Below are 26,990 nucleotides of genomic sequence, written 5' to 3'. Positions count from 1 at the left end.
CAGAGACTAATCATCCACAATCGTCCGTGCCGCCACATACCCACTATAAAACGTCGTATTCGAACGCTTGAATCGCTTCATCACGCGATCCAGCTTTTCCAGAACCACGGTCGCCTCCTTCATCAGGTCATCGATGGAGGTAGTAGCGATGCGGGAAGCAATCTGGTAGGAGCGGGGCTTACCTCTGCGATCCTGGTATGTGCCAAAGCTTAGCTTCGCATCATCGATCTGCTCCTGGGTAAAACCATAATCGGCCATATCCGCCACGTTTGCCTCCAGCAGGTCGATCACGTTCTTCACTTTCGTCTCAAAATCCTCGTTAGGTAGCTGCCAGTAGTCAGACTTGGAATTGTTTGCTTTTGCCTCCAGTTCTGAATTGCCCGTGTCCGCAGCATACGCCTCGAGGATGTCATCCAGGATATCCATCTTCTCAGCGATAGTGAGCTTCAACTCTCGTGTAGACTTGCTGATAAACACCTGTGCTGCTTCCTGATCCTGTGCCGATTGTCTGATGTCATCGATGATTTGCGATAACTCACTCTTGTACGTGGTGAGGATAGGAATGGCACTCCAGATGGCGGTATTTGCATCCAGGTACGTATTGGTGTCCTGCATCATTTCGAGTCGATTAATTTGAGATTGTCTCATGAGTTGTGTGTGTTATTAGGTTAAACAAAAAATGAAGCCGTGAAACTAACCCGCTCATTTTAATGATACAACAAAACGGAATGTATTATTTTAAAATTACCTAAAACAGGGTAGTGGAATGTATCCAATCCTCTCCTGACTTATTCCACAATACCCCGTGGTTATTCCAATCCTCTCCGAGCTTTATCCAATGCACTCCGGACTTATTCCATTGCATTCCGGGCTTTATCCAATACACTCCGAGGTTGTTCCATTGCATTCCGGGCTTTATCCAATACTCTCCGAGGTTGTTCCAATGCATTCCGGGCTTATTCCATTGTACTCCGAGGTATATCCAACCTTCTCCGACCTTATTGCGGAGCTCTTCGGGGCTATTATTAGGCCCAGTTGTATGTCCCGTCCTAAAATAAGTTGACAGGTTTTACATTAATTCTAAATGTGGTTTACAATGATAAACCATAATCCTAATTGTACTTTACCAGCATTACTGTAATCCTGGGATAAGTAGACAGGCTAAGATCTGGTCCTGTTTTAGGTTGTCATCTTATTCGTTAATCCTTCATTCTATTGTCATGGGTTTATGTAATCCTTTAATTGATTGACAGTCATTTTATTAATCCTGATCAGTCTTTACACTTACTTTTTTAGTACTGGATTTGATTGACAACTCCTCTGCTTCGTCCTGACTCCAGTTGTCAGCTCCATGTGCCTGCTCAGGTGTTTGGCCCTGCAGACTGAGGTGAGGACGCCTGGTGTTGTAGGAGGCTACTGCTACTTCAACCAGCTGCCTGGCTTTTTCTTCACTATCGATGGCCTTACACAAGTCATACTCCTGTTTGAGGATCCCGTTGATCCGCTCGGCCAGTGCATTTTCATGCGGGCTACCCTTAGAAGCCATACTGATGGCTATACCCTGGGTTTTGAGCTGGTTCACATACATATGCGAGCAGTATTGCACGCCCTGATCACTATGATGGATGAGCTTGCGATGGGGATACTCCCGGTTGCCAATGGCCATCAGTAAAGCTTTGAGCGAACCTTCTACCGAAAGGTCTTCGTGAAGCCTGTAGCCCATGATCTTGCGGGAGTGTGCATCGGTAATGAGATTGAGATACATGAAGCGATCTTTGACCTTCACATAGGTAATGTCGCTGACCCAAACGTGTTCTGAGTGCTTAATATCCACGCTTTTGACCAGATTTGGGTAGCGACGGAAGCCGTGGGTGCTGTCGGTGGTACGGGGTTTTCTTCTGTACCTGCGACGAACTTTTAATCCATAGCTGTCCATAATATCGAACAATTGGTCTCTGCCTACACTCATCCCTTGTTTACTCAATTGTTCATTGAGCAGGGGAAGTAGCTTTCTTGATCCCAGGCGTTGATTACCAACGCGTGCTCTGATTTCTGTTACTAATTCCGCCACAATGGTGTAGAAGGCAGCTCTATCTGTGCTGCGTTGGTGGCCTTTGTAATAGGCCTGTCGGCTAAATCCAAGCAATTGACACAGGTACGCCATGCCTCTGTCAGGATGTAAGGCCCGCATTATTTCGACTGCTTGGATTCTGGCTTTTTTCGGATATCGATGTTGAACTGATCCTCTGCCACATCAATGAGCGTCTCCAATGCAGCGACCTTCATGGTAGCCAAGTCTAAGGCCTTTTTAAGTGCCTCAACCTCTTCTTCGGAGGTAAGTTTTCCTTGTTGCTGCTTCTTTGTCACTTGATCTAAGATAGGATAATATCCCAATCGATTCAATAAATCTCGCTTTATACTCCACAAGCTGCCCGATGGAATACCGTGCTTTCTAGAAATAAATGTATCACTCTCCTGATTGGCTATAAGATCATCTATCACTTTTAACTTGAAGGCTATTCGGTACTTACAACTCTTGTACTTTCCTATGTCGTTCTGTGCTAACTCTGTTTTCATTTTTGACACTGTTTTGTGTCAACCTATTTCAGGACGTGACCGTAAGAAATCCCCGTCATTTGGTAGTTTGGCTGAAAAATTTATCCGGTGGACGAAGGATTACGAAATACATTGGTAGGCTACTTCGAGAATTGAAAAAACCATGGAGCATCATATAGGCCATTTGTTCGGGCGCCAGGATCCGGAACTGTAAACTCAACAGTTAGTGAGGTTTCTGAAGCAGAAAGATCAATCGTAATTTGATCATCTCTCAGGATGGCATTTTTGCTCTCATCGGTATATTCCCAGGTACCACTTGCCGGCCAAACATCCTCATATCCGGAAGGAACATTTGAGCTTGAATAACTACCACCATTTACGTCACCACCAAACACCAGCACAAACCCTGTCCAATCACCCTCAGGACCTCCATCATACGTGACACTAGAAGCATCCACATTCCATGTTCCAATTATTGGGCTGGCGGTTTCATCTACATCCAGAACATTGATTGTGAAATCTTCTTCACTAAAATCATTGCCATCATCGCCACGTACAGTCAATGCATAGCTGGTTGTAGTTTCATAATCAAGTTCAGCGGTTAATGAAATCTCTCCGCTCAGCTCATTTATTTCAAACTTACCCTCACCATTCCCAGCAGTTATAGAAAAGGAGACAATATCACCATCCTGATCAATGGACTTTACAATGCCTACCGATGATCCGATCGTAGCATTCTCATTTATTTCAAAGGTTTCCACCTCAAGAATGGGAGGTCGGTTACTGCCTGAGCCACTTTCGTCATCCTTACACCCAATGGATAAAGAAAGACCAAGAATGGAGAAGAACAAGAGAAATGCTTTAAGGGGATGTTTCATGTTTTTAGTTTCTGAATACTAAAGTAAATCATCTCAACCTTTGCTGAAAGTGGGAACAATAACAATTCACCACTCCACTAATCCACCAATTCCCCACTCACCAATGAACTAAACCACCAATCATTTGCGGTAGGTAGGAAGAAATTGAGAGGTTTACTATTGACAATTACACTTATTGTCCATTATGTATTTATGAAACCGCTCACCATATGAATCGGAATCCCCATAACTTCCATACCTGAAATTCGTCCAATTGCCGTTTGGTATGTTGCAGAATATATATTTATTGGTTTTATAGCTATACTCATTCGTTTTGATTTCAGCTACCACATAAATATCATAATCATAAGTATATGCTGTTACCTTGTATAGCCATTCTGAATCTAGCGTATATGATAATATTGTTGCTTTCAAATAACCTTCATTTTTGATGAAATCTAAAAGGTCATTGCATGTTACTAAAGTGGATGAATAGTTTTTGACATTCACATTGCAATTTTCCAGGCTTTCTAGTGAATACCTTAAATCTGTAACACCGTTATTCAGATAAGAAACAGCATCTTCTATATCTGACAAAGCATTATCCAGGTAATCTGAAACCCATTCACCATCCGATTCAAATGCAGCAGATGAAAGATCACTTTCCGCATCATCAAGAGCATCTGAAGCATAACTGAAATCTCTGGTGGCATCATATGCGTATTCTTCAGCATTATCGCACTCAATATCGCTTGATTCATCTTCCGCATATGAAGCATATCTCTCTGCATTATCAGCATAATCTATGGCATCTGATATTTCAGATTCTGCATAGCTGGCATAGCTATTAGCATCATCTACCGTTTGAGCGTACTTGGCTGATTCGATATAATCAAGAGCGGATGATATACTTTCAAGTGCATTCTTGTAAGAATTATAGGAGTCTTCAATCTCCTCAGCTACCGCTCTGACTTGACTTGAGACAGTTTGTACTAGCAGTGAAGTTATTATGTAGATAACTAAAAGTTTCATATTCCAAGTGGTCTTGAGGTATTTCTCAAGGCCTATATTTTAATCTTACTTGTTCAGCTGTTTGAATTGCTTTCGTATTTCTGCCTTTATTAAATCAAGTGATTTAAGAATACTTGTTTGATATTTGACTAGTAACCCATTAATCTCTATTAGCAAGCTTAAGGCTTCCTCTCTGAGCGATTCAATCATTCGATCAATTTCAATTTGCTGTTCTTCATTTAACTCCTCATAATCCTCCTCAAGAATGGCAACATCTGCTTTTATGATACTGAATTTAGATACCAGATCGATTAGATTTCTTTGATTGTCGGTTGTCCATTGTTCATCAAGCCTGAAATACAGGTAAGCAGAAGAGTTCATTAGTTTTTCCTCATTAGATTCTAGTTGATGAATATTTTTGTCAATAAGGTCTCCGAGATAATCAACATCATAATTTTCATCACCATAATGTTCTACTAAGCTGTTAATAGCATTAATAATGATAGTTACGTAATGAATGTTAGCATGCACCAACCCAGTTATTGAATCAGCAGATTTTATTTGGAATGATAAAAAGTCTTTTTTGATCTCCCGGTTGAATTGAATCCTTTTATTGAAGGAATCAATAATCCATCGAATGATAATTGTAAGAAGAGAACCTGCTAAGCCAAAAACCGCAGGTTGTAGCCATTTTTCCATATTCTAAGGTCAGAAAATTCGCAACTAATATCAATACCCTCTTTTGGGTAATGTCTGATAATAAACCATCTGTAGTGACAATTTGGTACAATCAGGTAAAGTCATTTTATTAGTTTTAGCCTCGAACTAGCCAACCCATGTCTGAAGAACAAAAAAGAAAACTGCAATCACAGCTCTGGAAGATAGCGGATGAACTGAGGGGCAAGATGGATGCGGATGAATTCCGGGACTATATGCTCGGATTTATCTTTTACCGATACCTTTCCGAAAAGCTTGAAACCTATGTGAATGAAAAGCTACTCTCCGAAGAGCCTTTTGATTATAAAGAGCTGAACGAAAAGACTGAAGGCTATGAGAAATATTTAAAAGAAATACAGGAATGGACGGTGGAAACACTTGGCTATTTCTTAAAACCCAATGAGCTTTTTGCTCGAATAGTTGAAAAGGGAAATTCCAAAGAAGAGGGAGAGTCCAATTTCATTCTGGATGAGTTGGAAAATGTGCTCAATCATATTGAACAGAGCACCATGGGCACGGCCAGTGAGGAAGAATTTGTAGGACTTTTTGAAGACCTTGATTTAAAGTCTTCCAAACTGGGCAGAGAAGAGTCAGCGAAGAATACCCTCATTGTAAAGGTGATGTCTCACCTGAATGCTATTGACTTTCAGATATCTAACACAGATGCGGATGTGCTTGGTGATGCATATGAATACCTGATTGGTCAGTTTGCTTCCGGTGCTGGTAAAAAAGCAGGTGAGTTTTATACTCCGCAGCAGGTCTCCACGATACTTTCCAAGATTGTAACCACGGACAAGCGAAAGCTGAAATCCGCATACGATCCGACGTGTGGATCCGGATCCTTGCTACTCCGCGTGGCTAAAGAGGTGCCGGTAGGTAAGTTTTATGGGCAGGAGATGAACCGAACGACCTACAACCTTGCCCGGATGAACATGATCCTGCATGATGTTCGCTATGATGCATTTGATATAAAGCAGGAAGATACACTGGAGCACCCTCAGCATGAGGGGATGCAATTTGAGGCGGTCGTGGCGAATCCGCCGTTTTCGGCAAAGTGGAGTGCGGCATCTATTTTCATGAACGATGATCGTTTCAGCCAATATGGGAAGCTGGCACCTGGCTCCAAAGCAGATTTTGCTTTCGTGCTGCACATGGTGCATCACCTGGCGGACCATGGACGCATGGCCGTGGTGTTGCCACACGGCGTGCTATTCCGAGGGGCGGCTGAAGGTCACATTCGGCAGCATTTGATTGAAAAGAAGAATTATTTAGATGCGGTGATCGGATTACCAGCGAACATCTTCTATGGTACGTCCATCCCTACATGCATTTTGGTACTGCAAAAGCAGCGAGCAAATGCTGAAGATATTTTGTTCATTGATGCGAGCCAGCACTTTGAGAAAGCTACCAATCAGAACTACCTGCGAACGGCTGACATAGAAAAAATTATCCAGACCTACCGGGACCGAAAGGTCGAAGACAAGTATAGCTATGTAGCCACGCTGGATGAGGTGAAGGAAAATGACTACAATCTCAATATTCCTCGCTATGTGGACACCTTCGAAGAAGAGGAGCCGGTGGATTTGCAAGCAGTCAGCCAGGAACTCAAACAACTGGAAGAAGGCATGAAAGCCACCGATCAGGAGATTGCCGGGTTTTGTAAGGAATTGGGAATAGAAAGTCCGTTTTGATGGAGCCAAGTTTAAGGTTTAGCGAATTTAAAGGCAATTGGGATGAGGTTAAACTAGGTGATATAGCCACATTCAAAAAAGGAAAAGGCATTTCAAAATCAGATATTGTTTCTGATGGAAATGTTGAGTGTATTCGATATGGTGAACTCTATACGCATTATAGTGAAGTAATCAATGAAATTGAATCAAGAACGAATATTAAAAAAGGACTCGTTTTAAGTAAAAAAGGAGATGTTATAATTCCTGCATCAGGAGAAACTCAAATTGATATTGCTACTGCATCTTGTATCTTAAAAGAAGGTGTCGTTTTGGGTGGAGATTTGAATATTATTGAATCTACACTGAATGGAATTTTCCTATCATATTATTTGAATAATAAAAGGAGATATGATATAGCACGATTAGCACAAGGAAATTCAGTGGTTCACTTGTATCCAAGTCAGCTTAGAACCTTGAAACTGGTTGTTCCCACAATCCCCGAACAACAAAAAATCGCTTCCTTCCTCTCGGTCGTAGACACCAAGATCTGGCAGCTACAGAAAAAGAAAGACCTGCTGGAGCAATACAAAAAAGGGGTGATGCAAAAGTTGTTTTCTCTAGAGATACGCTTCAAACAAGAAGATGGGAATGACTTTCCTGAGTGGGAGGAGAGGAAGTTGGATGAGTTCCTAACTATAAATCAAAGACCAAAGGAGAAACCTTCTAAAAATTATCTTGCGCTTGGTATTAGAAGTCATGGTCTAGGCACTTTTCAAAAGCCAGATTTTGATCCTGAAAATAACTCAATGGATACTCTTTATGAAGTCAGAGAGGGTGATTTGATTGTTAACATAACCTTTGCTTGGGAAGGGGCGATAGCGATTGCAAAGCCGGAAGATACAGGAGGTCTTGTATCGCACAGATTTCCAACCTACAAAATCGATGAGTTAATCACTTCAAGTGAATATTTTAAACATATTATAACCGGAAAGCGATTTAGACACTTTTTGGGTTTAATAAGTCCCGGAGGTGCTGGGAGAAACAGAGTATTGAGCAAAAAGGACTTTCTGAAATTGAAATGGATGCTACCGTCTATAGATGAGCAAAAAAAGATTATTGCTTTTTTAGGATCGATTGATACTAGAATAGATGCAGTAGAAGGTCAACTTGAAAAAGCCAAAACCTTTAAAAAGGGCTTACTACAGCAGTTATTTGTGTGATAATCGTACCAAAACCATATCCGTCTCATGATAAAAGTGTGTTAAACATGCATCAAAATGCATGGATCCAACGTATATTTGTATCAACTAAACCCGGGATGCATACCATAAGAACTGCGCTCGGGTCTTTCTTTTTATATTCCTTCCACCTTTATCGGATTCATGCCTAAGCCGGTCCTTCACATAGAAGAACAAATTGCACTGTTGCAGTCCAGAGGTATGCAGTTCAGGGATGAGGAAGCGGCCAAACATTACTTGCTCAACATCAGCTACTACCGGCTCAAGGGCTATTGGTGGGATCGTCAGTCGGACAAGGTGGCCCATCAGTTTCACGCGGATATCTATTTTGAAGATATCATCGATTGCTACAATTTCGATCGCCACCTGAGATTGTTGCTTTTTGATGGGATTGAGCGCATTGAAATTGCCATGCGCACGAAGATGATCTATTTCCTGTCGCTGAGCTACGGCCCGTTTTGGTACCGAAATGCAGAGTTATTCAGGAGTGCGTCAGCGCATGAGGAGAACATTCAGGCACTGGAACGAGAATTTGCCTACAGCAAAGAAATTTTCATCAAAGACCACAAAGAGCGCTTTCCCGGTCAGGATCCGGAAGCATGGAAGATCATAGAGGTGGTGTCCATGGGCACACTTTCCAAGTTCTTTAACAACCTTCATCATCAGTTACCGGAGAAAGCAAAAATCACCCAGTCGATGGGGCTAAATATTCATAAAGAGCTGGCAAGCTGGCTGGAGGCAGTTACCTATTTTCGGAATATGGTGGCGCACCACTCGCGACTTTATAGCCGATTGATGGTATTGAAGCCAAAACCGGAACTGAACAACCCTCCATTGCCGTGGCTTTTAAATGGCCTTAAGCCCATAGAAATCAATCGACCATTCTTAATTATCTCCGTTATCTTATATTTATGCAATGCCGTTACACCCGGGCACCACATAAAAGAGAAAATAATGAAGCTGTTTGACGAAAATCCCAACGTACCAAAGCATAAGCTGGGGTTTTTGGATGACTGGAAGCGACATCCCATCTGGCAATGACTCGAGAACCGGAACAAATACTGGAGGATAATCTTGTTCAGCAGCTCATGACGCTGGGGCATTCGTTTGTTCCCATTAAGGATGAAGCGGCACTGGTTTCGAATCTTAAGACTCAGCTGGAAAAGCACAATAACGTCAAGCTCTCAGACAAAGACTTTCAGCGTGTCCTTAACCATCTGAACAAAGGCAATGTCTTCGAACGAGCAAAGATTTTAAGAGACCGCTTTCAGCTCACCAAGGAGGACGGAGAATCGGTTTACCTCAGTTTCCTAAACTCGGATAATTGGCTGAAGAATGAGTTTCAGGTTACCCAGCAAGTGACAATTGAAGGCAAGTACAAGAATCGCTATGATGTCACCTTATTGGTTAATGGCTTGCCGTTGGTGCAGATTGAGCTCAAGCGGAGAGGACTGGAATTGAAAGAAGCATTCAATCAAACCAATAGGTATCACAAACATTCATATGCTGCTTCGCACGGGTTGTTTCAATACATCCAGATTTTCGTCATCAGCAATGGGGTAAACACGAAGTACTACGCTAATAACCGAAAGCAATCGTTCAAACAGACCTTCTACTGGTCTGACTTTGACAACAAAAACATTTCTGGTCTCGAAGATTTTGCCAATGCCTTTTTGAATGCCGCGCACATCGGAAAGATGCTGGCAAAATACATCGTCTTAAATGAGACGGATAAGGTATTGATGGTTCTTCGTCCATATCAGTACTACGCTACAGAAGCCATCATTGATCGGGTGAAGAACTCTACCAGAAATGGCTACATCTGGCACACGACAGGCTCAGGAAAGACCCTTACATCTTTTAAGACCAGCCAGATCCTAACAAAGCTGCCAGAAATTGAAAAAGTATGTTTTGTGGTGGATCGCAAGGATCTGGACTATCAAACTATTAAGGAATTTAACAGCTTCTCAAAAGGTAGTGTGGACAGCACCGATGATACAAATACGTTAGTGAGTCAGCTTTCTGATGATACTAAGTTGATTGTGACAACACTTCAGAAGCTGAATACGGCCATTAGCAAGACTCGCTACAAAAAGAAGATCGAACACTTGGTTGATAAGAAGATGGTCTTCATTTTTGATGAGTGTCACAGAAGCCAGTTTGGGGAGACACATAAAAAAATTACCGAATTCTTTAAGAACCATCAGCTATTTGGGTTTACCGGAACGCCAATATTCCCCCAAAATGCAATCGCTAAAAACTCGATCAAGCATATCACAAAGGAGTTATTCCATGATCGACTTCACAGTTATGTCATCACAGATGCCATCAAAGATGAAAATGTACTGCGCTTTGCCATAGAATATTTTCGATTTGTAAAAGAGAAGAAGACGCTCTCTATTGATGAAGAAAAGGTTGAGGATATTGATACCAAAGAAGTACTGGAATCTCCTGTGCGTCTGGATTTAATAGCAGACTATATCATCGCCAATCACAAGCGAAAAACGCATGATAGGAAATTCACTTCCATTTTCTGCGTCAGCAGCATTGATATACTGATCAAGTATTATGAAATCTTTCAACGTAAAAAAGCAGACGGTGAGCACAACCTGAAGGTTGCCACCATTTTCACCTATAGTGCCAATGAAGAGGACGAAGAGGCTGATGGTTTTGTAATACCGGCCGAGACGGAATATCAGCTTGCAGCAGAGGAAGCTGGAACTTACGGGTCGTCTCACACACGAGATAAACTGGAGAAGTTTATAGGTGATTACAATGACATGTTCGGCACCAAATACTCCACAAAGGATTCTGAATCCTTCTATAACTACTACAAGGATATTGGCAAACGGATCAAGGACATGGAGAAAGTGGGGAATGATCCTGAATCCAATATTGATATTTTACTGGTCGTGAGTATGTTCCTTACTGGTTTTGATGGGAAGCTGATCAATACCCTTTACGTAGATAAGAACCTCAAGCATCACGGACTGATTCAGGCGTACTCAAGGACAAACAGGATCATCAATGAGACAAAATCTCATGGAAATATAGTTGTCTTTCGAAATCTGAAGAAAGCCACTGATGATGCCATTACTTTATTTTCCACTAAGGAGGCAAAGGAAGAAATTATCATTCCACCTTATGAAGAGTTTGTAAAGAAGTTCAATGAAAGATTTATTGAGCTCCTTAAACTCACTCCGACTGTGCAAAGTGTAGATGACCTGCCGAGTGAAGATGAAGAACTTCAGTTTGTGCAGTTGTTTAGGGAGCTCATCCGTATGCTAAATGTGCTGAAAACATTCACCCAATTTAGCTGGGATGATTTAGCAATGAACGAGCAACAGTTTGAGGATTATAAAAGCAAGTACATTGATCTGTTCGAAAAAGTCAAATTCAATAAAACCGAAAAGTACAAGGAGTCAATTCTTGATGATGTTGATTTTGAGATTGAACTGATTCATAGGGATGAAGTCAATGTGGCGTATATTCTAAAGCTTTTAAGAAAGTTAAAAGCTACAAGTGAAAGTCAGAGAGCTAAGCAAGAGAAGCAGATTCTGGATATGCTTAGCAATGAGGTGACACTCAGAAGTAAACGGGAGCTTATCAAGAAATTCATACAAGAAAATCTACCTCAACTTGAAGAAGAAGATGATGTAGAAGAGGCGTTCAATACTTTTTGGAAGATTGAAAGGAATGAGTCTTTTGAAAAATTATGTGAGGAAGAGAAGATTGTTCCAATGAAGCTAGAAGAACTTATTGGCAACTATCTGTTTACCGGTCGTCAGCCGATAAAAGATGAGATCATTGACACTTTAGAAACAAAACCAAGAGTACTTGAGATGCGCAAAGTAGCTGATAGGGTATCTACGAAGATTTTTGGTTTTATTGAGACCTTTATAAGTGGTATGGCTGGGTAGAGTATAGTTCAACAACTCATATATGTTATTTGAAGATTTGCTAATCGCTTACCATCGCCTTATATCTCAATTGCCTAGTGAGGAAGTTGAGAGCGATCCAACCTTTCTTTCTATTGCAGGTCTTGATTACAATGAAAATGCTATTTCTAATATATATGCCTATTTTCTGAATCCAGATGAAAAGCATGGATTGGAACAAGCGTTTCTAAAAGCCCTTGATCAACTAACAGATGAAGATATTTTGATGGGCTCATGGGTAGTTCACAGGGAATACCCCACCGAAAAAGGTGGAAGGATAGATATTGTACTGGAAGAAGATACCAACGAACCTGACAAAAGAGTAATAATTATTGAAAACAAGCTACTTCATACAGTTGACAATGATCTGGAAGATTATTATCACACTTTTAAAGGCCAAAATAAGATTGCATTTTTATTGTCACTTGAGCCAGTGGCTTGCCCAAATTATTTTAAATGTATTACGCACAAGGAATTGATTTTAAATGTAACAGAGGTTATTGGGCCATCTATTTGTGAGGTGCCTTCAAAGTATTACTCTAAGGCAATTGATTTTATTCAACATATTAAATCGCTATATGAGAAAATGGAAGATAAAGAATACGAATTCATTTATAATGAGGGAAAGAATATCGAACGATTGACCCAACTGAGAGATGACGTGTTTTACGATCTTCAGTCTCAATTTCAAAAGGGTCTGATTGATACCTGCTGTGAATACAATCGCCTCTCGGGTTGGTCTTTGAGTTGTAAGACAGAAGGTGAGACCTTTATTATGTACTTTATTCTAACCGATATATTTAATGAACACCGTTTTCAGGTTGATTTGTGGATAAAAGGTTCGGATAATGTAAAGAAATGGGGCAAATGGGATTTTAACCAGTCTGTCAAGGATTACGCCAGAAGTCATTCCATTGATTTGATCGATACTAAAGCCGAGAAAAAGGAATGGGCTAAGACGGCAACCAAAAAGTATGAGGTAAAATCATTTGAGGAGCTTAAGTCATTTACCTCATTAGTAAATCAGATAATCAAAAATGATTGGGAAAAGCTAATCACAGAGTTTGAAGACAACTTTTCTCTTAAGAAATAATAGATTTTCGCATGAATACAGAGCTACTCATTCTTATCCTATTTGGAGCTGCCATTCTCGGAACATTCATCTATCTCGTCCCCATCAATCTTTGGCTAACGGCATTGTTTGCTGGTGTGCAGATAAGCATAATGGAGTTGGTTTTTATGCGTATTAGAAAGTCTCCGGTGAAGGACATTATTTTTTCGCTAATCACCAGCACTAAATTAGGTCTGGGTCTTACGTCCACAGATTTGGAAACTCATGCACTTGCAGGAGGGGACGTGAAATCCGTCGTAAAAACGATGGGTCTGGCTAAGAATCAAAACATTACCCTAAGTTTCAAAGAAGTGGCAAGTGCTGATCTCGCTAGTGAAGATTTAGATAAGTTTTTAAATCTAAAAAAACAGCAAGCCACACCAGGCTCTCAGGAAAAGCGAGAAGCTTTAGCGCGCAAGATCTATAATCAACTGACCGATGATCAGATTGATGATTTGGAGCGATACCTGGGAGGGCAGGGTTAAATGGGGATTACATGTTAATTGTGATCGAAACTTGTATAGCAGACATTATTATAGGTCTGTCTTTAAATTTGAAGTGTGAGCAATTTCTATGAAACTATAACTCATTGGTTAAAATCCAACAAGTTTACTGCTATCCTACTTGTTTTAGCTGGATCGTATTTATCAGTATCAGAAATTATATCTGTGACAAATGCCAATATTCAATTGTTCGAGCATGAAACAGAAGATGAAACTGATCCAAAAATTAGTCGAATAGCATCCGATTTAACCATTGATGGGTGGTCAAGTGAGTCACCCTTGATATCACAACTAACTAAATACTTTAAATGTATTGAGGATTCAACCAAATATTGGGTGGTATCAGCCAATGCAATTGACTCCACACAGGAAAAATCACGCATGCTATCAATTAATAATGCACTAATTAAGCTTGGTGAAAACCTGGTGATGAAAGAACAGAAAGCCACACCGCTCGATTCAATTTTAGGATATGGCATTAGAAAAAATGAGAGTGGTGATGACTTTTTTGAAAGGAATGGTCAAATGAAATATTCAAGACTTGAATCATCCGGGGTTACCAATGATTCCACCAACTTTTCAATATTTTATGAAAGAAGGATTTTAAATCTTGAATTGCCAAATTTCACATTAAGTTATTTGAGTAATTTGAGTGGTACACTTCATAATAATGATAGTGAAGATAACTTAATGGAACAAGTCAGAGTTGCCCTGGAAAACCACCAAAACACTGGTTCTATATCATCTAATAAAAGTGTAATACGAGTTCATTTTGGTGAAAGCAAAGACGGGATGGAATTTACCGGGGTTTCACAAATAATTTGGTCAGGTTTGAGTATGAATGAGACCTTGCGTGAATCTGGCATATTCATTTGTCCTGTAATGTATTTGTCTCAAAATGACCTTCAACTTTGTAGAGTTGGTCTGATTGTGGATAAGGAGATTTTTGAAATGAAAACTAAATATCTATTTGATAAAAATGGTAGTAAAACGGACTTGTCTCTAGATCAGGAAAATATTGAAGAACTTGAACTTTTGCTTGGTATATAAACCAAAGATTGACTCCCCATTAAACCAGTGTTTATTACTTTTCCGGCTTCATTTTTAACACTCACCTAATGTCGGTAATCAAAGAGATCTATGATGTGGCCAACGATGCGGCGGCCCTGAAGCAAAAACGTGCCGCTCTCAAGCGGGCGCTCCGCACAGAACTCAAGCTCAATGATAAGTTTCTACAGGATGTGAAGTTCAAGGATATTGATGATGCGCGCAGAATTGAGATGCTCCAGATGCTTGAGATCGAGGAACTGTCGGCAGCCGTGAAGCTTGAGATTCCATATTCGCTGCTGTCGCGTAAAAAGGTGCAGGAGGAGCTGGCGGCCAGGTATAAGGTGAGGCCTATCCAGGGGTTTAGCATCGGGGAGCTTATCGAGCACCTCTACCTCATGATCTCATACCTCAAAAAGGATTACAAGAACCCGCGTATTCACCTAAACCTTCGGTTGATTAATATTTATAAGTATAATAGGGTGTTGGTGGAGCTTTTAAAATAGTTCTTCCTTTTTTCCCCTCAAGCCGGGGAGGCTCTTCATTTTTCCTAGATGAAAAACGAAGCAAAAAATCACGCTAAAACCAAATCCCGGCCATCGCGCTTGGCTAACCCCGTGGTTTTAGCGGGTTTCGCCGTGCCGGCGATTGGGCTGGTGAGTATTTCATAGCTACTTGCGCGTGTCATCCTGAGGGACTCGAAGGGTGTGGGGTGTGGGTGGCTTCTTTGAAGCAGAATCTAGTTCCCCCTTGAGCGGTTCGACGATTCGGGCGGTCCGACGTTTCGGCTGGGGAGTGATTTTTACTATCCACTCAGGCCGTGGTGGCCCTACTTTTTCTTGATAAAAAGTAGCAAAAATCAAGGCTGTAAATCTTTCGCTAAAAAATTGAATTGTTTACGTAAGCAAAACCAAACCTTGCCTCCTTCGTCGGCTTCAAGCAGTGGTTTTGCATTGAGATTATCATGATTCAATTTTTCTTCACGCTCATGATTTAAGGCCAATGTTTCGCCGTTCCGGCGATTGAAAATTCAAAATCAGAAGGTCATTCCCGAAGGGAATCTTTGGATATGGATGTAAGGGGTATTCTTTATGGAACATAGACTCCCTGCGGGAGTGACATTGGAAAAAAAGAATATCAATCTATCCGTAATCGCTCCCCTCTCCACACTGAAGAGGGGCTGGGGGTGAGGTCCTTACCGGGCTGGAGGCAAGTTCGTATATCTGGTGGGATTAGGTCAATAAAAGTTATTTAGTCACCCCCTAACCCCCTCAAGGGGGAACCAGTGCTCAACCTACCTGGCTGTTCCATGAATAAATAAGTTCAGGATGACACACACTATAGTTACCGCAAACGCTCCCCTCTCCACACTGGAGAGGGGCTGGGGGTGAGGTCCTCAAATCATCTTCAAATACCTTACAATATTCGCCACTGCCTTGGGTTTGCTCTCATCCATCTTAAGGGAGAGCTGCAGGAGGTCGTAGTACTGCTCGGTTTCGAATCCTACCTTGCAGGTGGCTTTGCTGAGTGCTAAGACGTACTTGTAATTGCGGTTTTCGGAGGTGTCTAACGAGATGAGAAAATCGAAGGGCTGCTTAATGAAGAAATCGAGTTGATCCTTTTTCACTGTGCCGGTGCTGGAGATATCCTTTTTGCTGAACATCAGCTTATTCTCGGAGGGCTTGTCTGCAAAACCCATTTTGGCGATTTCCTTTCCGTCGTTTTTGAGCAGCTCTTCCAGCTTGCTGACAGATTCTGAGGTGAACTCCAGGGAATTGTAAAGGATCCCAATGTTGGAGGACTCTGCGTATGTGCAGTGTTCCTTGTCGGCAATGGTTGGCTTGCCTTTGTGCTTGAGGAAGAGGGTTTTAATCATGGTGTAAAAGTTCTCTAAATGATGACTCATCCAGGATGGTTATCCCCAGTGAGTCGGCTTTTTCCTTTTTGGCCGGCCCCATATTGGCACCTGCCACCAGGTAGTTGGTTTTGGAAGAAATGCTGCTGGCCACCTTTCCTCCATGCTGCTTGATCAGGTTTTTCAATTCATCTCTCCCGAATGTTTCAAAAACACCTGACACAACAAATGTAAGGTCTTTGAGCTGATCCCCTGCGCCTTCCTGCCGTTCTATTTTGAAGGACAGCCCGGCATCTTTCAGTCGCCCAATCATCGCCCGGCTCTCTTCATCCCGGAAATATTCCACCACACTCTCAGCAATGCGATCACCGATCTCATGTACGCTCACGATCTCCTCAAAGTCCGCTTCCATTAGACGATCAATCGTCTCAAAATGTTGAGCTAATTTTTCAGCTACGGTCTTGCCCACATAACGAATGCCTAATCCAAATAGCACACGCTCAAAGGGAATCTCTTTTGATTTTTGAATGGAGTCGATGATGTTCCGTGCAGACTTCTCTTTGATCGACCGTTTGGTGGTTTCACCTGTGAGCTCATCCACCTCTTCAAATTGCAGGTTGTTGATATCTTCAAAAGTGAGCGTATACAGGTCACTAAGGTCTTTAATCAGGTTTCGTTTTAAAAATCCTGCAATGGTTCTGGGTCCAAGTGACTCGATATCCATCGCATTCCGGCTGATGAAATGCTCGATGCGTCCCTGCACTTGCGTTGGACAGCTTTCCTTGTTCGGGCAGTAATGCTGTGCCTCACCTTCCTTTCTGATGAGCGTTGTACCACACTCCGGGCATTCGGTGATGTATTGGATTTTCGCCACGTCAGCAGGGCGGCTTTCCAGGTTCACGCTTGTGATCTTCGGGATGATCTCACCCCCTTTTTCCACGTTCACGCTATCACCGATGCGTACATCCAGCCGCTCGATTTCGTTGGCATTGTGCAGGGAGGCACGCTTCACGGTGGTACCTGCAAGCTGTACAGGTTCCAGCTCTGCCACCGGCGTGATGGCGCCCGTCCGACCTACTTGGTAAACTATATCATTCAGGGTCGTTATCGCCGACTCTGCTTTGAACTTGTAGGAGATCGCCCAGCGAGGATTTTTTGCGGTAAATCCAAGCTCTGACTGTTGCGCGATACTGTTGACCTTGATCACAATCCCGTCGGTCTCAACCTCCAGTTTGTGACGTTCCTGATCCCAATGGTTGATGTAGTCAAAGACATCATTGATCGTGGTGCATTTCCAATAGGTCTGCGAAACATGGAATCCAGCTTTTTCCAAAAACTTCAGGGATTCCTCGTGGGTGTCGTACGTGTTAGCATCGTCCAGATAGGAGTAGAGGTAGCAATCGAGTTTACGGTCGGCGACAATTTTGGAGTCCTGCATTTTCAGGGTTCCCGAGGTGGTATTTCGGGCGTTTGCATAAAGTGTCAGGGGGCTTTTGCCTTCAGCTTCCCGCTGCTCGTTTTCTCTTTTCACGCTTTCGTTCAGCGCTTTGAACTGTTGCTTGGGCATGAATACCTCTCCACGCACTTCAAAGGATTCGGGATAGTCATTGGTTCGTAGCTTCAGTGGAATGGACCGGATCGTCTTCACATTGGTGGTGATGTCATCGCCTTTGGTGCCATCTCCACGGGTGATTCCGCGGGCCAGGATGCCGTTTTCGTATCGGAGGCTGATTGCCACACCATCAAATTTGAGCTCACAGATGTACTCATAGTCATCGGTACCCAAGCCCCGTTTGACGCGTCCATCGAAATCGATCAATTCCTCCTTTGAGTAGGTGTTGCCCAATGATAGCATCGGGTACTTGTGCTCCACTGTTTCAAACTCTTTGGTAATATCTCCACCCACGCGGCTCGTGGGTGAATGAGGAAGTTTTAAGTTCGGGTATTCACCCTCCAGCTTCTCCAGCTCCTTCAGCTTTTGATCAAACTCATAATCAGATATTTCAGGCTTAGCTTCCTGGTAATAGAGGTAATTGTGGTGATTTAACTCCTCTGTGAGCGACTCGATTTTCTTTTTTGCTTCCTCTGCGTTCATTGAAAACAAATCTATTTCATTCGGTTAGATTATCTATGATTTTTCATTGCTCAAGAGTTGTCAGCCCTCTATTTTTGAAAATCAAAGCAAGGACATTGGAAAGGCGGGAACATATTTTAGCAGCGGCATACGCACACTTCTCCACGAAGGGATATAATAAGACTACATTGAGTGACATTGCTAACTCATTAAAAATGAGCAAGAAAACCATCTATTTCCAATTCAGGAATAAGGAGGACCTTCTGCTGGAGGTGGGTAAGTGGAAGCTGGATATGATCGTCAATCGTTCATTGGAGATTATCTATTCCGATCGTCCGTTTGCACTAAAGCTGATCAACTACCTGGAGCTGGTTTATGAAAATGTTCGCCACATCAACCCGATGGTACTGCGAGAAGCCGTGGATAATACCGGAAAAATGTCTCAGCTGATGGGAGAGTACATCAACGAGACGGTATTCGAGCGCTTTGCAGTGTTGATGGAGCAGGGCAGGGAGGAGCAGATGATCGATGATCGTGTAGATCCCGAGGTGGCCCTGGTGGTGTACAGACAAACCCTCAAGTCCTTTCTTTTTGAGAAGCCCAACAACTACCCTCAGGTTCAGCTGGAAAAAGAGTTTCATGTGTTTTTATGCAAGCAATTGAGGAGTTTTTTCAGAGGTTTGCTTTCAAAGGAAGGCACTATTCAGTTCGATGAACTTTTTGATCAACGTGCTCATTTGGTAAAGGCTTATGCCTAATTGAAAAACTATCTTTGCATCATGCCCACTTACAAGGATCACTTAAGCTCCCTGTCCATCTTTTCTACGGTCTCTCAAGCTGCCAAAGCATTGGGGATAGATGTATATGTGGTGGGTGGATATGTTCGAGATCTTATTTTGAAGCGACCTTCCAAAGACATTGACTTTGTGTGTATAGGCAGTGGCATTGAGCTGGCCAAGGAGGTCGCTCAGTCCCTTGGAGAGAACGCACATCTCTCCACGTTCAAAAATTTCGGTACAGCCGCCATTCATTATGAGGGGTTTGAGTATGAATTCGTAGGCGCAAGAAAGGAATCTTATCGCAAGGATTCACGCAACCCCATAGTGGAAGACGGCACGCTGGAAGACGACCAAAACAGACGAGACTTCACGATCAATGCCATGGCGATTAGCCTGAATGAAGCTAACTACGGTGAGTTACTTGATCCATTTAATGGGATGGAGGACATTCGAAGCATGCTCATGCGCACGCCTCTGGAGCCGGGCATTACCTTTTCTGATGACCCGCTGAGGATGCTTCGTGCGATCCGGTTTGCTTCACAGCTTCATTTTGATATTGAGCCGGACACGTTTGATGGTATCATCCGGCATGCGGATCGCATTTCAATCATATCCCAGGAGCGCATCACGGATGAACTGAACAAAATCATCCTGACTGATAAGCCTTCGTATGGTTTTCAATTGCTTTTTCATAGTGGCTTGTTGAAACTGATTTTTCCGGAGATGGTCGATCTGCAGGGTGTGGAAAAGATCAATGGTAAAGGGCATAAGGATAATTTTTACCATACGCTGCAAGTGCTTGACAATATCTGCGAGATGACAGATGACCTGTGGCTCAGGTGGGCGGCTATCCTGCATGATATCGCTAAGCCCGCAACCCAGCGTTTCAATGAAAAAGTGGGTTGGACGTTTCATGGTCATGAAGATCTGGGCGCGAAGTGGGTACCCGGTATTTTTAAGAAGCTCAAGCTGCCCCTTGATGAGCGCATGAAGTATGTTCAAAAACTCGTTAAGCTTCATTTGAGACCAATTGCCCTGGTAAATGATAAGGTGACGGACTCTGCCGTGCGTAGAATGGTCTTTGAGGCCGGTAAGGATGTGGATGACTTGATGACCCTTTGCAAAGCTGACGTGACCTCTAAAAACCCGGAGCGGGTCAAACGTTACCGTGGCAATTTCAAAAAGGTGGAGCAGAAGATTAAGGAAGTAGAGGAACGGGATCGTATCATGAACTTTCATCCACCTGTGTCAGGGGATCAGATCATTGAAGTGTTTGACATAAAGCCTTCCAGGATCATTGGTGATATCAAGACGGAGATCAAGGAAGCAATTCTGGATGGCAGAATCAAAAATGATGAAAAGGAAGCCTTCGATTTAATGTTAAAAATTGGTAAAAAACATGGGCTTATTGCGAGGGATAAATACATTTCAGCCTCCAAAGACAAATAACTATGTTTGCACGCTGTTAGATTAACGATGAATATGAAAAAACTACTCTTTTTACTTGCTGTTGTAACTGTTGGATTTGCGAATGGACAAAGTCAGGAAATAGTACCGGGCGATTCCATTCCATGGGAGCTAAGAAAGCAGTCATTTATTTACAATACGGCTAAAATGTTTAATGACCCGGTGGTTGCACGTACTGCGCTTTATAGCCTGATGGCAGAGAATCCGGGCAATTCCGCACTTTATGATTCACTTGCGCTATTGTATCTGCAATACAACCAGAATGCTTCAGCCGCATTGGTCGCTCAGCAGTCACTTAGAATCAATGCTCAGAATCAGTTTGCTATGGAAATAGCTGCAACGGGTTTTGATAATCTGGGTGCTAAAGACCGTGCGCTAAATAATTACGAGAAGCTGTACCTGGCAAACGGAAACATCAACACCCTTTATAAGATTGCTTTTCTTCAATTTGAACTGGACAGATATGCGGAATCAAACACTTCCCTTGATATCATTATTGGTGACCCACAATCAGATGAGCAAACCATTCGCTTTCCCACAACCGATCAGAAAGGGCAGGAAGTGAAACTTAAGGTAGCTGCTCACCGCGTAAAGGCAATGATTCTGGAAGACAAAGGGGACATTGAAGGAGCTAAAGCGAAATACCTTGAAGTATTGGAAATGCAACCGGGATTTCAGATTGTTCAGCAGCAGCTGAGAGAACTAACAAAACCAAAAACGGACGGGGAGTAAGATCTTACTTCTCTGCTTTGTTTTTCAGAGCCTCCAGCCAGTTTAGCAATTCGTTGTAAACTTTCTGGTGGTTCTGAGCTAAAACGACCATTACCCCCTGAAATGAAGCACTCACGGTAGCGATGGTTTGTCCTTCATCTGATTCAAGAGACCAGACATAAATACGCTTCACCATACTTGCCTTGCTTGTCCATGCAAAAGTGTTGGGCTTCTTAAATGCCTGAATTTCTGAAATTCCGTGCGCTCTTCCCTGTACCCACTTAAAGACTGTACCCTCTCCAATCTCACTTCCTTCTACTGTCACTTTTTTTACATCCTGCATCCAATTCGGCCAGTCTTTCAAGTTTACGAGGATATCCCATACTTTATTAATATCGGCATTGATGATAGTCGAGTGCGAGTCTCTGATGCTTGCATTCTCATTGATCTGTCCTTTCTGGGCGAGTGCGTTAAGCTTTTTCATGCTTGATTTGTGTCTAGGCGTTTAAAGTTATTCAACTTCAGAAATTTCCTCCTCCTTTTTCTTATCCTTCTTCATCAGGCCAGAAGTCATGACCAGGCTGGTCACAATGATAACGAAAAGCAGAATACCGGTTTTGAAACCTTCATACTCAAATTCTTCGGGAATGGAATAAAACAGGAGTAGGGTAATCAAACCTCTGGGTCCAATCGCTATGGCTCTTTTCAGGTTTTCGTGCTTGTAGGGTAAAAAGGATATTAAGCGACTTATATAGATGATTGCAATGATCGCTGCACTTATGATAGCCACTTTTATATCATATAGCGTTGATAATGCGATGGAAAAGCCAAAGATGACAAAGAAAAACGTTCGAACGACAAACGCAGACTCAATCGTAATCATCAAAAACGTCTCCCTGATGTTCTCTATCGCCATCGGTCGTAAATACTTTCGGAGTTTACCTACAAAGAAGATTTTGTAATTGTTTAGAATGAGACCGAAAACCAGGATAATAAGCAGTGAGGAGAGGTGCATGAGCTTACCGATGCTGAACAGCAGGAAGAGCACTCCGATCATTAGAAACAGCTTCACCTTGGCTTCCATGTTCTGAAACACATAGATGAGCACATAAGAGAGAATGACAGACATGATGATGGTTACGACCAGGCTGAATGTAAAATCTCCCAGGACAATCACATTGTTGTTTGTGGGCTCTGCCAATTCCACCAGGAAGTAAAAAACCATAATTCCCAGGATATCTGAGAAAGTACTTTCATAGATGTGAAATTCTTCATTTTCCTCGCTAAGGTTTGCCACGGAAGGGATCACAATGGCACTGCTGATGATGGAGAGGGGAGTCGCATAGACCAGGGCGGTAGACCATCCCATATCCTTAAACGAAAAGGTAAGGATGGCCGCAATACCAAACATGCAAACCATCAGTCCAACAAGGGCGATCACGAAAGATTTTGTAATCAATTTAAACTTATCCCTGGCAATTTTCAACTCAAGAGCAGCTTCCAGAACGATGAGTATAAGTCCCAGTGTTCCAAGTACTTCTAGTATTCTGATTCGAGTGAATATATCGAGTATGGTTTCCTTTTCTACCCCAACCAAACCAATCATCTCTCTGCCAACCACCCCAAGAAAAATGAGAAGTAAAACAGAGGGTATATTCGACTTCTCCGATATCCGATTGAATAGATAGGAAAGAATGATGATGATGGAAGAAGCAATGATGATGTAGTACTCCATATTGATAGATTAGGGGACTAAATTAATAATTCAATACTAGTGAATGGACATAGGAACTAAATGATTCACTAAGAAGTTAGATTTGCCAATTGAATATTTAAAGTATGGAAAAAGCTACGTTTGGATCCGGTTGTTTTTGGTGCACTGAGGCAATGTTTCAGCGATTAAAAGGTGTATCAAACGTCAAATCCGGATATGCCGGTGGTTCCACTAAAAATCCGTCTTACAAAGAAGTGTGCTCTGGAAAAACGGGACATGCAGAGGTAATCCAATTTGACTATGATCCTGAAGTCATTTCTTATGATGAGCTGTTGGAGGTTTTCTGGAAGACTCATGATCCTACGACCTTAAACAGGCAAGGGAACGATGTGGGCACACAGTATAGATCTGTTGTATTTTACCACAATGAGAAGCAGAAAGAGTTGGCTGAAGCCTACAAGCTAAAGCTCAATGAGTCCAAAATATGGCCAGATCCGATTGTAACGGAAATTTCTCCACTGAATGACAATTTTTATCCGGCAGAGACGGATCATGACAACTATTTCAATGAAAATGGGAGCCAGCCTTACTGCGCTTTTGTAGTGGCACCCAAGGTTGAGAAGTTTAAAAAAGTATTTTCTGAGAAGCTATCTTAGTTATAATGCTTGCTCAGGTGATGCACGTGTAGCCTGATTTTATCCACCCTGGCTGTTACGTGCTTCACATACTTGAAAAGCTCGGTTTCCAGCAGATAGACTTGTCCATCATACGAGTTATAGCCTACTTCATTGGCAGTTTCATCTGCGTGGGTTTCAATATCCCGCATGGCCTTACACTCATCACTCATAAAGGCTATGAAGCTCTGGGAGTCGTAATCTTCCTCAAATTTTTTGATGTCTTTGATTGTTTTCTTGATCTCTTTGTCGTCACTGGTTTTGGATAGTTTCAACAGGACATCATACAGAACAGAATCATAGTGATGAATTTCATCCAATAGTGTGAGGATTTTAGTTCTGTACGCTTCATCTGTACACAATTGTTGCAATCCCTCATATGATGAGAGTTTATCAGCTTCTAAATCCCAGTCGTAGGTGATTTGATCTATTTTCTCGTCCAATCGTTCATTCTCCTGTGACAGTGCACAGGTAGAGATCAGAATAAGGGCGCTTAAAAAAATGGTTTTCATAATTTTATGCTATAGAATACTGGTTAATCAAAATTCGATCCAAATGTTTATTGAGGGCTAAGATATGTATTAGTTACTAGCAGTTTTCTACGTATAAAGCCTGATTTTTGGATTGTATTTTCATGAACTTATTAAATAATACGATGAACAGAACAATATATTTTTTATTTGTAATACTATCCTGCTCCATGTCCGGACAACAATCTTCGGAGGTAATAAGTGCTGAAAAGCTTGTTGAGTTAAGAGATCAAGGAGTTAAGGTGGTCGATATTCGAACAAAAAGTGAGTTTGACCAGGGACATATACCTGATGTGATTCATATAGATTTCTTGGAGGATGGGTTTGTGGAGAAGATGAAAAAAGAAGGGGTAGATGACCCCATTATCATTCATTGCGCCAGCGGGAGGAGGAGTGCAAAGGCCGCAAAAATGTTGATGGATGCGGGTTTTAAGCAAATTTATGATTACTCAGGCGGTATCAGGGATTGGTCTTCCAAAGGATTAGAAATTGAGAAGGAGTGAAGTGTTCGTCAGGCAAGCGTTCGTTTGATAGTCATACTTTGGCTGAAGAAGCTTTGATACAGCATCATATCAGAAATGATTATCAGAAAGGGCAGGGGCCTCTCAATGTATACGAGTGTCAGGAATGCGGAAATTGGCATTTTACTTCACAAGGTCCTGAGCACGAGTTGTTTGGAGATCCTGAAATGGTGAAAAGAATCGAGTCGGAGAGAAGAGCGTTTCTTTGGGAGCGGCGGTTGAGATAAAAAAAGAACCGCTCCGTTGGGCCGAAGCGGTCCGGATCCAACATTTTTATTATGAGAAGATTAATAATTAGTGATGAATCCTGACGCAAATAGAACCAATTTTATTGAAATAGTTATATTATTTTACATTAATGGTTAATTAATCTTTTTTTATGATAACTCCGAGTTGAAGTCTAACTTGGGGTATTATTCATTTACATATTACACTTAAAAACAACTACAATTCAAGAATATGAAAGCATCGTACGAACGACTGATTAAGGGAAATGAAAGATGGATTCAGGAAAAGCTGAATTTGGACAAAGATTTTTTTAAAAAGCTAGCAAAAGGTCAAACTCCGGAATTCTTATGGATTGGTTGTTCTGATAGTCGTGTGCCTGCGAATGAAATAACCGGTACTGAATCAGGAGAAATCTTTGTTCACAGAAATATTGCAAATCAAGTTGTGCACTCGGATACCAACATGTTAAGCGTATTGCAATATGCTGTCGAATACCTGCATGTGAAACATATCATTGTTTGCGGACACTATGGCTGTGGGGGTGTAAAAGCCGCTATGGATACTAAATATGTTGGGTTAATTGGAAGATGGCTTGCTTACATTAAGGACATTTATCAGAATAATATCAAAACCCTGGATGCCATTAAAGATCCTGAAGCAAAGGAAAAGAAGATGGTGGAGCTTAATGTAATTGAGCAGGTTCACAATTTGGCAAAGACTTCAATCGTGCAAAAAGCATGGAAGAATAGAGAGTTGGAAATACATGGTTGGGTGTATTCACTGGAAGATGGTAAGATCATCGACTTAGATGTCGCTTACTCGAATATTGATCAGCTTGAGCCAGTATTTCGCTTTACAGAAATATAGTGTGGAAAAATTGATGAAAGCCATTCTGTGAAACAGAGTGGCTTTTTTGTATCTATACTTTTTTAATGGGAATCCCTTCTATCATTCAGGTCAATGATGAGAAAATTAATCCGTTGCATATCGTTGATGAGCTCATTCATATGCGAATTTTCCATGTCTACCTTTTCCTTCTCCTGAAAGCTTTTGACTATTTCCTGCTCCACCTTTATAAAACTGTCAATGGCTATTGAGAGCTTTTTTACCAGGTTTTTTGTGTGATATAGCCTTTGGTAAAACTCAGTAAGCATCCTGTTGTGTTTTGTGTAATATTCCAGAGGAGGAGTCTTATTGTTGATACTCGCCAGCAGGGTTTCAAAATCCGCTATCGATTTCTCGTCTATCTGGTTTAACCGTGGCAGGTAAGAGGTATTGATGTAATTCTGCAATATTCTTAATGAACTTATCAGTTGTTCTTCAGAATTGAGCACATGTGCCTGTATTTTTCGCTTCTTGGTTGGGTTCAGTCCGTTTACATTATTAGGTAAGACGCCACTCACGAGCCCCCCCAGACCAAAGATTCCTCCAATTGTTTCGGTTGTTCCTTTTAATGCCCGGTAAACACTGAATCCATTTGGTATTAAGAGATAATAATTCTGGATATACCGGTCTACGTTTTTGGAATGCACCAATATACTGTCCGGGATTTTCATTGCACTTTCATATTCATGGATCGACGAAATAATGGTTGCGATCCGTGAAGAATCAGAATCATGAAGCGAGCTTTCCAGGTTTTTGGCTTCCAGATCCAAATCAGCCACACGCACATTTAACTCCCGATAATAGCGCGGGTAATTGGCTATTGCCTCAAAGTAATTGTGAGACATTTTGATTTGACTTTTACTTAGTGGTGCGCATGATGAAATGCATACGCAGGCGACAAACA

At 41.9% G+C, this 26,990-nt stretch carries 28 protein-coding genes and 1 pseudogene; 16 read left to right on the top strand and 13 right to left on the bottom strand.

Features of this window, described 5'->3' with window-relative positions; translation table 11 throughout:
* Positions 1-6: 6 nt before the first annotated feature.
* From ACOQON_RS08485 to ACOQON_RS08455, 7 genes are all read right to left on the bottom strand, one after another.
* On the bottom strand, positions 7-648 hold the full coding sequence (locus ACOQON_RS08485) for a hypothetical protein (RefSeq protein ID WP_420578493.1): 642 nt from the start codon (positions 646-648) through the stop codon (positions 7-9).
* Between the two features lie 100 nt (positions 649-748).
* Positions 749-949 (bottom strand): hypothetical protein, encoded by a 201-nt coding sequence (locus tag ACOQON_RS08480; RefSeq protein WP_420578492.1) that lies wholly within the window; start codon positions 947-949, stop codon positions 749-751.
* A 312-nt stretch (positions 950-1,261) separates the two neighbouring features.
* Positions 1,262-2,164 (bottom strand): IS3 family transposase, encoded by a 903-nt coding sequence (locus ACOQON_RS08475; protein ID WP_420575372.1) that lies wholly within the window; start codon positions 2,162-2,164, stop codon positions 1,262-1,264.
* A 26-nt stretch (positions 2,165-2,190) separates the two neighbouring features.
* On the bottom strand, positions 2,191-2,577 hold the full coding sequence (locus ACOQON_RS08470; RefSeq protein ID WP_420575371.1) for a hypothetical protein: 387 nt from the start codon (positions 2,575-2,577) through the stop codon (positions 2,191-2,193).
* Between the two features lie 119 nt (positions 2,578-2,696).
* A complete protein-coding gene (locus tag ACOQON_RS08465; RefSeq protein ID WP_420578491.1) occupies positions 2,697-3,434 on the bottom strand; it encodes a cadherin repeat domain-containing protein in 738 nt (245 codons plus the stop codon).
* 156 nt (positions 3,435-3,590) lie between these two features.
* A complete protein-coding gene (locus tag ACOQON_RS08460) occupies positions 3,591-4,445 on the bottom strand; it encodes a hypothetical protein (RefSeq protein ID WP_420578490.1) in 855 nt (284 codons plus the stop codon).
* Positions 4,446-4,490: 45 nt separating this feature from the next.
* On the bottom strand, positions 4,491-5,123 hold the full coding sequence (locus tag ACOQON_RS08455; RefSeq protein WP_420578489.1) for a hypothetical protein: 633 nt from the start codon (positions 5,121-5,123) through the stop codon (positions 4,491-4,493).
* A 137-nt stretch (positions 5,124-5,260) separates the two neighbouring features.
* On the opposite strand from ACOQON_RS08455, the gene ACOQON_RS08450 reads away from it, so the two are divergent.
* From ACOQON_RS08450 to ACOQON_RS08415, 8 genes are all read left to right on the top strand, one after another.
* Positions 5,261-6,832, top strand: coding sequence for a type I restriction-modification system subunit M (locus tag ACOQON_RS08450; protein ID WP_420578488.1), 1,572 nt, complete (start codon positions 5,261-5,263; stop codon positions 6,830-6,832).
* The gene (locus ACOQON_RS08445; RefSeq protein ID WP_420578487.1) at positions 6,832-8,031 is read left to right on the top strand and encodes a restriction endonuclease subunit S; all 1,200 of its coding nucleotides are present in this window, start codon (positions 6,832-6,834) and stop codon (positions 8,029-8,031) included. Before ACOQON_RS08450 ends, ACOQON_RS08445 begins: the two co-directional genes overlap by 1 nt.
* Positions 8,032-8,193: 162 nt before the next feature.
* Positions 8,194-9,090: an Abi family protein gene (locus ACOQON_RS08440; RefSeq protein ID WP_420578486.1), complete on the top strand. Its 897-nt coding sequence runs from the start codon at positions 8,194-8,196 to the stop codon at positions 9,088-9,090.
* Complete coding sequence (locus ACOQON_RS08435) at positions 9,087-11,969, top strand: type I restriction endonuclease subunit R (RefSeq protein ID WP_420578485.1); 2,883 nt, start codon at positions 9,087-9,089, stop codon at positions 11,967-11,969. The genes ACOQON_RS08440 and ACOQON_RS08435 overlap by 4 nt, the downstream gene beginning before the upstream one ends.
* 22 nt (positions 11,970-11,991) lie before the next feature.
* Positions 11,992-13,080, top strand: a complete 1,089-nt coding sequence (locus ACOQON_RS08430; RefSeq protein WP_420578484.1) for a PD-(D/E)XK nuclease family protein — start codon at positions 11,992-11,994, stop codon at positions 13,078-13,080.
* Positions 13,081-13,091: 11 nt separating this feature from the next.
* The gene (locus ACOQON_RS08425; protein WP_420578483.1) at positions 13,092-13,583 is read left to right on the top strand and encodes a flotillin-like FloA family protein; all 492 of its coding nucleotides are present in this window, start codon (positions 13,092-13,094) and stop codon (positions 13,581-13,583) included.
* A gap of 75 nt (positions 13,584-13,658) precedes the next feature.
* Positions 13,659-14,651 (top strand): hypothetical protein, encoded by a 993-nt coding sequence (locus tag ACOQON_RS08420; protein WP_420578482.1) that lies wholly within the window; start codon positions 13,659-13,661, stop codon positions 14,649-14,651.
* Between the two features lie 68 nt (positions 14,652-14,719).
* Positions 14,720-15,154, top strand: coding sequence for a hypothetical protein (locus ACOQON_RS08415; protein ID WP_420578481.1), 435 nt, complete (start codon positions 14,720-14,722; stop codon positions 15,152-15,154).
* An 890-nt stretch (positions 15,155-16,044) separates the two neighbouring features.
* On the opposite strand, the gene ACOQON_RS08410 is transcribed toward ACOQON_RS08415, so the two are convergent.
* Positions 16,045-16,554 carry a DUF6913 domain-containing protein gene (locus ACOQON_RS08410; RefSeq protein ID WP_420578480.1) on the bottom strand — a complete coding sequence of 170 codons (510 nt, stop codon included), beginning with the start codon at positions 16,552-16,554 and terminating at the stop codon, positions 16,045-16,047.
* Positions 16,517-18,598, bottom strand: a complete 2,082-nt coding sequence (gene ligA / locus ACOQON_RS08405) for an NAD-dependent DNA ligase LigA (RefSeq protein ID WP_420578479.1) — start codon at positions 18,596-18,598, stop codon at positions 16,517-16,519. Before ligA ends, ACOQON_RS08410 begins: the two co-directional genes overlap by 38 nt.
* 35 nt (positions 18,599-18,633) lie before the next feature.
* Between ligA and ACOQON_RS08400 the strand changes: the two are divergent.
* From ACOQON_RS08400 to ACOQON_RS08385, 4 genes and pseudogenes are all read left to right on the top strand, one after another.
* Positions 18,634-18,792: pseudogene (locus ACOQON_RS08400) on the top strand (TetR/AcrR family transcriptional regulator); the annotation flags it as partial.
* On the top strand, positions 18,793-19,335 hold the full coding sequence (locus ACOQON_RS08395; RefSeq protein ID WP_420578706.1) for a TetR/AcrR family transcriptional regulator: 543 nt from the start codon (positions 18,793-18,795) through the stop codon (positions 19,333-19,335).
* Between the two features lie 21 nt (positions 19,336-19,356).
* Positions 19,357-20,805 carry a CCA tRNA nucleotidyltransferase gene (locus ACOQON_RS08390; RefSeq protein ID WP_420578478.1) on the top strand — a complete coding sequence of 483 codons (1,449 nt, stop codon included), beginning with the start codon at positions 19,357-19,359 and terminating at the stop codon, positions 20,803-20,805.
* A gap of 33 nt (positions 20,806-20,838) precedes the next feature.
* Complete coding sequence (locus ACOQON_RS08385; protein WP_420578477.1) at positions 20,839-21,555, top strand: tetratricopeptide repeat protein; 717 nt, start codon at positions 20,839-20,841, stop codon at positions 21,553-21,555.
* A 4-nt stretch (positions 21,556-21,559) separates the two neighbouring features.
* On the opposite strand, the gene ACOQON_RS08380 is transcribed toward ACOQON_RS08385, so the two are convergent.
* Together ACOQON_RS08380 and ACOQON_RS08375 are read right to left on the bottom strand one after the other, a co-directional pair.
* Positions 21,560-22,018 carry an SRPBCC family protein gene (locus tag ACOQON_RS08380; RefSeq protein ID WP_420578476.1) on the bottom strand — a complete coding sequence of 153 codons (459 nt, stop codon included), beginning with the start codon at positions 22,016-22,018 and terminating at the stop codon, positions 21,560-21,562.
* A gap of 27 nt (positions 22,019-22,045) precedes the next feature.
* On the bottom strand, positions 22,046-23,269 hold the full coding sequence (locus ACOQON_RS08375; protein WP_420578475.1) for a cation:proton antiporter: 1,224 nt from the start codon (positions 23,267-23,269) through the stop codon (positions 22,046-22,048).
* Positions 23,270-23,373: 104 nt separating this feature from the next.
* On the opposite strand from ACOQON_RS08375, the gene msrA reads away from it, so the two are divergent.
* Positions 23,374-23,904 (top strand): peptide-methionine (S)-S-oxide reductase MsrA, encoded by a 531-nt coding sequence (gene msrA, locus ACOQON_RS08370; RefSeq protein WP_420578474.1) that lies wholly within the window; start codon positions 23,374-23,376, stop codon positions 23,902-23,904.
* Here the strand turns inward: msrA and ACOQON_RS08365 are convergent.
* Complete coding sequence (locus tag ACOQON_RS08365) at positions 23,901-24,434, bottom strand: hypothetical protein (RefSeq protein WP_420578473.1); 534 nt, start codon at positions 24,432-24,434, stop codon at positions 23,901-23,903. The genes msrA and ACOQON_RS08365 overlap by 4 nt on opposite strands.
* Before the next feature lie 143 nt (positions 24,435-24,577).
* Between ACOQON_RS08365 and ACOQON_RS08360 the strand changes: the two genes are divergently transcribed.
* The 3 genes from ACOQON_RS08360 to ACOQON_RS08350 all read left to right on the top strand — a co-directional run bounded on the left by ACOQON_RS08360 (position 24,578) and on the right by ACOQON_RS08350 (position 26,068).
* Entirely contained in the window at positions 24,578-24,955 is a 378-nt protein-coding gene (locus tag ACOQON_RS08360) for a rhodanese-like domain-containing protein (RefSeq protein ID WP_420578472.1), read from the top strand.
* The gene (locus ACOQON_RS08355) at positions 24,952-25,200 is read left to right on the top strand and encodes a hypothetical protein (RefSeq protein WP_420578471.1); all 249 of its coding nucleotides are present in this window, start codon (positions 24,952-24,954) and stop codon (positions 25,198-25,200) included. Before ACOQON_RS08360 ends, ACOQON_RS08355 begins: the two co-directional genes overlap by 4 nt.
* Positions 25,201-25,432: 232 nt before the next feature.
* The gene (locus tag ACOQON_RS08350; protein ID WP_420578470.1) at positions 25,433-26,068 is read left to right on the top strand and encodes a carbonic anhydrase; all 636 of its coding nucleotides are present in this window, start codon (positions 25,433-25,435) and stop codon (positions 26,066-26,068) included.
* A gap of 62 nt (positions 26,069-26,130) precedes the next feature.
* Here the strand turns inward: ACOQON_RS08350 and ACOQON_RS08345 are convergent, their stop codons facing one another.
* Complete coding sequence (locus tag ACOQON_RS08345; protein WP_420578469.1) at positions 26,131-26,931, bottom strand: hypothetical protein; 801 nt, start codon at positions 26,929-26,931, stop codon at positions 26,131-26,133.
* Between the last annotated feature and the right edge of the window lie 59 nt (positions 26,932-26,990).

Origin of the sequence: Ekhidna sp. (assembly GCF_965221965.1) — a bacterium.
GTDB lineage: Bacteria > Bacteroidota > Bacteroidia > Cytophagales > Cyclobacteriaceae > Ekhidna.
Note: the sequence above shows the minus strand (reverse complement) of the source record. Positions and strands in the feature narration are given on the sequence as shown.

What these genes read in the sequence shown, in the direction of transcription:
- ACOQON_RS08465 (WP_420578491.1), bottom strand. Translation starts at nt 3,434, where the DNA reads ATGAAACATCCCCTTAAAGCATTTCTCTTGTTCTTCTCCATTCTTGGT.
- ACOQON_RS08350 (WP_420578470.1), top strand. Translation starts at nt 25,433, where the DNA reads ATGAAAGCATCGTACGAACGACTGATTAAGGGAAATGAAAGATGGATT.
- ACOQON_RS08390 (WP_420578478.1), top strand. Translation starts at nt 19,357, where the DNA reads ATGCCCACTTACAAGGATCACTTAAGCTCCCTGTCCATCTTTTCTACG.
- ACOQON_RS08375 (WP_420578475.1), bottom strand. Translation starts at nt 23,269, where the DNA reads ATGGAGTACTACATCATCATTGCTTCTTCCATCATCATCATTCTTTCC.
- ACOQON_RS08425 (WP_420578483.1), top strand. Translation starts at nt 13,092, where the DNA reads ATGAATACAGAGCTACTCATTCTTATCCTATTTGGAGCTGCCATTCTC.
- ACOQON_RS08485 (WP_420578493.1), bottom strand. Translation starts at nt 648, where the DNA reads ATGAGACAATCTCAAATTAATCGACTCGAAATGATGCAGGACACCAAT.
- ACOQON_RS08360 (WP_420578472.1), top strand. Translation starts at nt 24,578, where the DNA reads ATGAACAGAACAATATATTTTTTATTTGTAATACTATCCTGCTCCATG.
- msrA (WP_420578474.1), top strand. Translation starts at nt 23,374, where the DNA reads ATGGAAAAAGCTACGTTTGGATCCGGTTGTTTTTGGTGCACTGAGGCA.
- ligA (WP_420578479.1), bottom strand. Translation starts at nt 18,598, where the DNA reads ATGAACGCAGAGGAAGCAAAAAAGAAAATCGAGTCGCTCACAGAGGAG.
- ACOQON_RS08480 (WP_420578492.1), bottom strand. Translation starts at nt 949, where the DNA reads ATGCATTGGAACAACCTCGGAGAGTATTGGATAAAGCCCGGAATGCAA.
- ACOQON_RS08445 (WP_420578487.1), top strand. Translation starts at nt 6,832, where the DNA reads ATGGAGCCAAGTTTAAGGTTTAGCGAATTTAAAGGCAATTGGGATGAG.
- ACOQON_RS08460 (WP_420578490.1), bottom strand. Translation starts at nt 4,445, where the DNA reads ATGAAACTTTTAGTTATCTACATAATAACTTCACTGCTAGTACAAACT.
- ACOQON_RS08440 (WP_420578486.1), top strand. Translation starts at nt 8,194, where the DNA reads ATGCCTAAGCCGGTCCTTCACATAGAAGAACAAATTGCACTGTTGCAG.
- ACOQON_RS08410 (WP_420578480.1), bottom strand. Translation starts at nt 16,554, where the DNA reads ATGAGTCATCATTTAGAGAACTTTTACACCATGATTAAAACCCTCTTC.
- ACOQON_RS08470 (WP_420575371.1), bottom strand. Translation starts at nt 2,577, where the DNA reads ATGAAAACAGAGTTAGCACAGAACGACATAGGAAAGTACAAGAGTTGT.
- ACOQON_RS08385 (WP_420578477.1), top strand. Translation starts at nt 20,839, where the DNA reads ATGAAAAAACTACTCTTTTTACTTGCTGTTGTAACTGTTGGATTTGCG.
- ACOQON_RS08345 (WP_420578469.1), bottom strand. Translation starts at nt 26,931, where the DNA reads ATGTCTCACAATTACTTTGAGGCAATAGCCAATTACCCGCGCTATTAT.
- ACOQON_RS08380 (WP_420578476.1), bottom strand. Translation starts at nt 22,018, where the DNA reads ATGAAAAAGCTTAACGCACTCGCCCAGAAAGGACAGATCAATGAGAAT.
- ACOQON_RS08435 (WP_420578485.1), top strand. Translation starts at nt 9,087, where the DNA reads ATGACTCGAGAACCGGAACAAATACTGGAGGATAATCTTGTTCAGCAG.
- ACOQON_RS08395 (WP_420578706.1), top strand. Translation starts at nt 18,793, where the DNA reads ATGAGCAAGAAAACCATCTATTTCCAATTCAGGAATAAGGAGGACCTT.
- ACOQON_RS08475 (WP_420575372.1), bottom strand. Translation starts at nt 2,164, where the DNA reads ATGGCGTACCTGTGTCAATTGCTTGGATTTAGCCGACAGGCCTATTAC.
- ACOQON_RS08415 (WP_420578481.1), top strand. Translation starts at nt 14,720, where the DNA reads ATGTCGGTAATCAAAGAGATCTATGATGTGGCCAACGATGCGGCGGCC.
- ACOQON_RS08450 (WP_420578488.1), top strand. Translation starts at nt 5,261, where the DNA reads ATGTCTGAAGAACAAAAAAGAAAACTGCAATCACAGCTCTGGAAGATA.
- ACOQON_RS08430 (WP_420578484.1), top strand. Translation starts at nt 11,992, where the DNA reads ATGTTATTTGAAGATTTGCTAATCGCTTACCATCGCCTTATATCTCAA.
- ACOQON_RS08455 (WP_420578489.1), bottom strand. Translation starts at nt 5,123, where the DNA reads ATGGAAAAATGGCTACAACCTGCGGTTTTTGGCTTAGCAGGTTCTCTT.
- ACOQON_RS08365 (WP_420578473.1), bottom strand. Translation starts at nt 24,434, where the DNA reads ATGAAAACCATTTTTTTAAGCGCCCTTATTCTGATCTCTACCTGTGCA.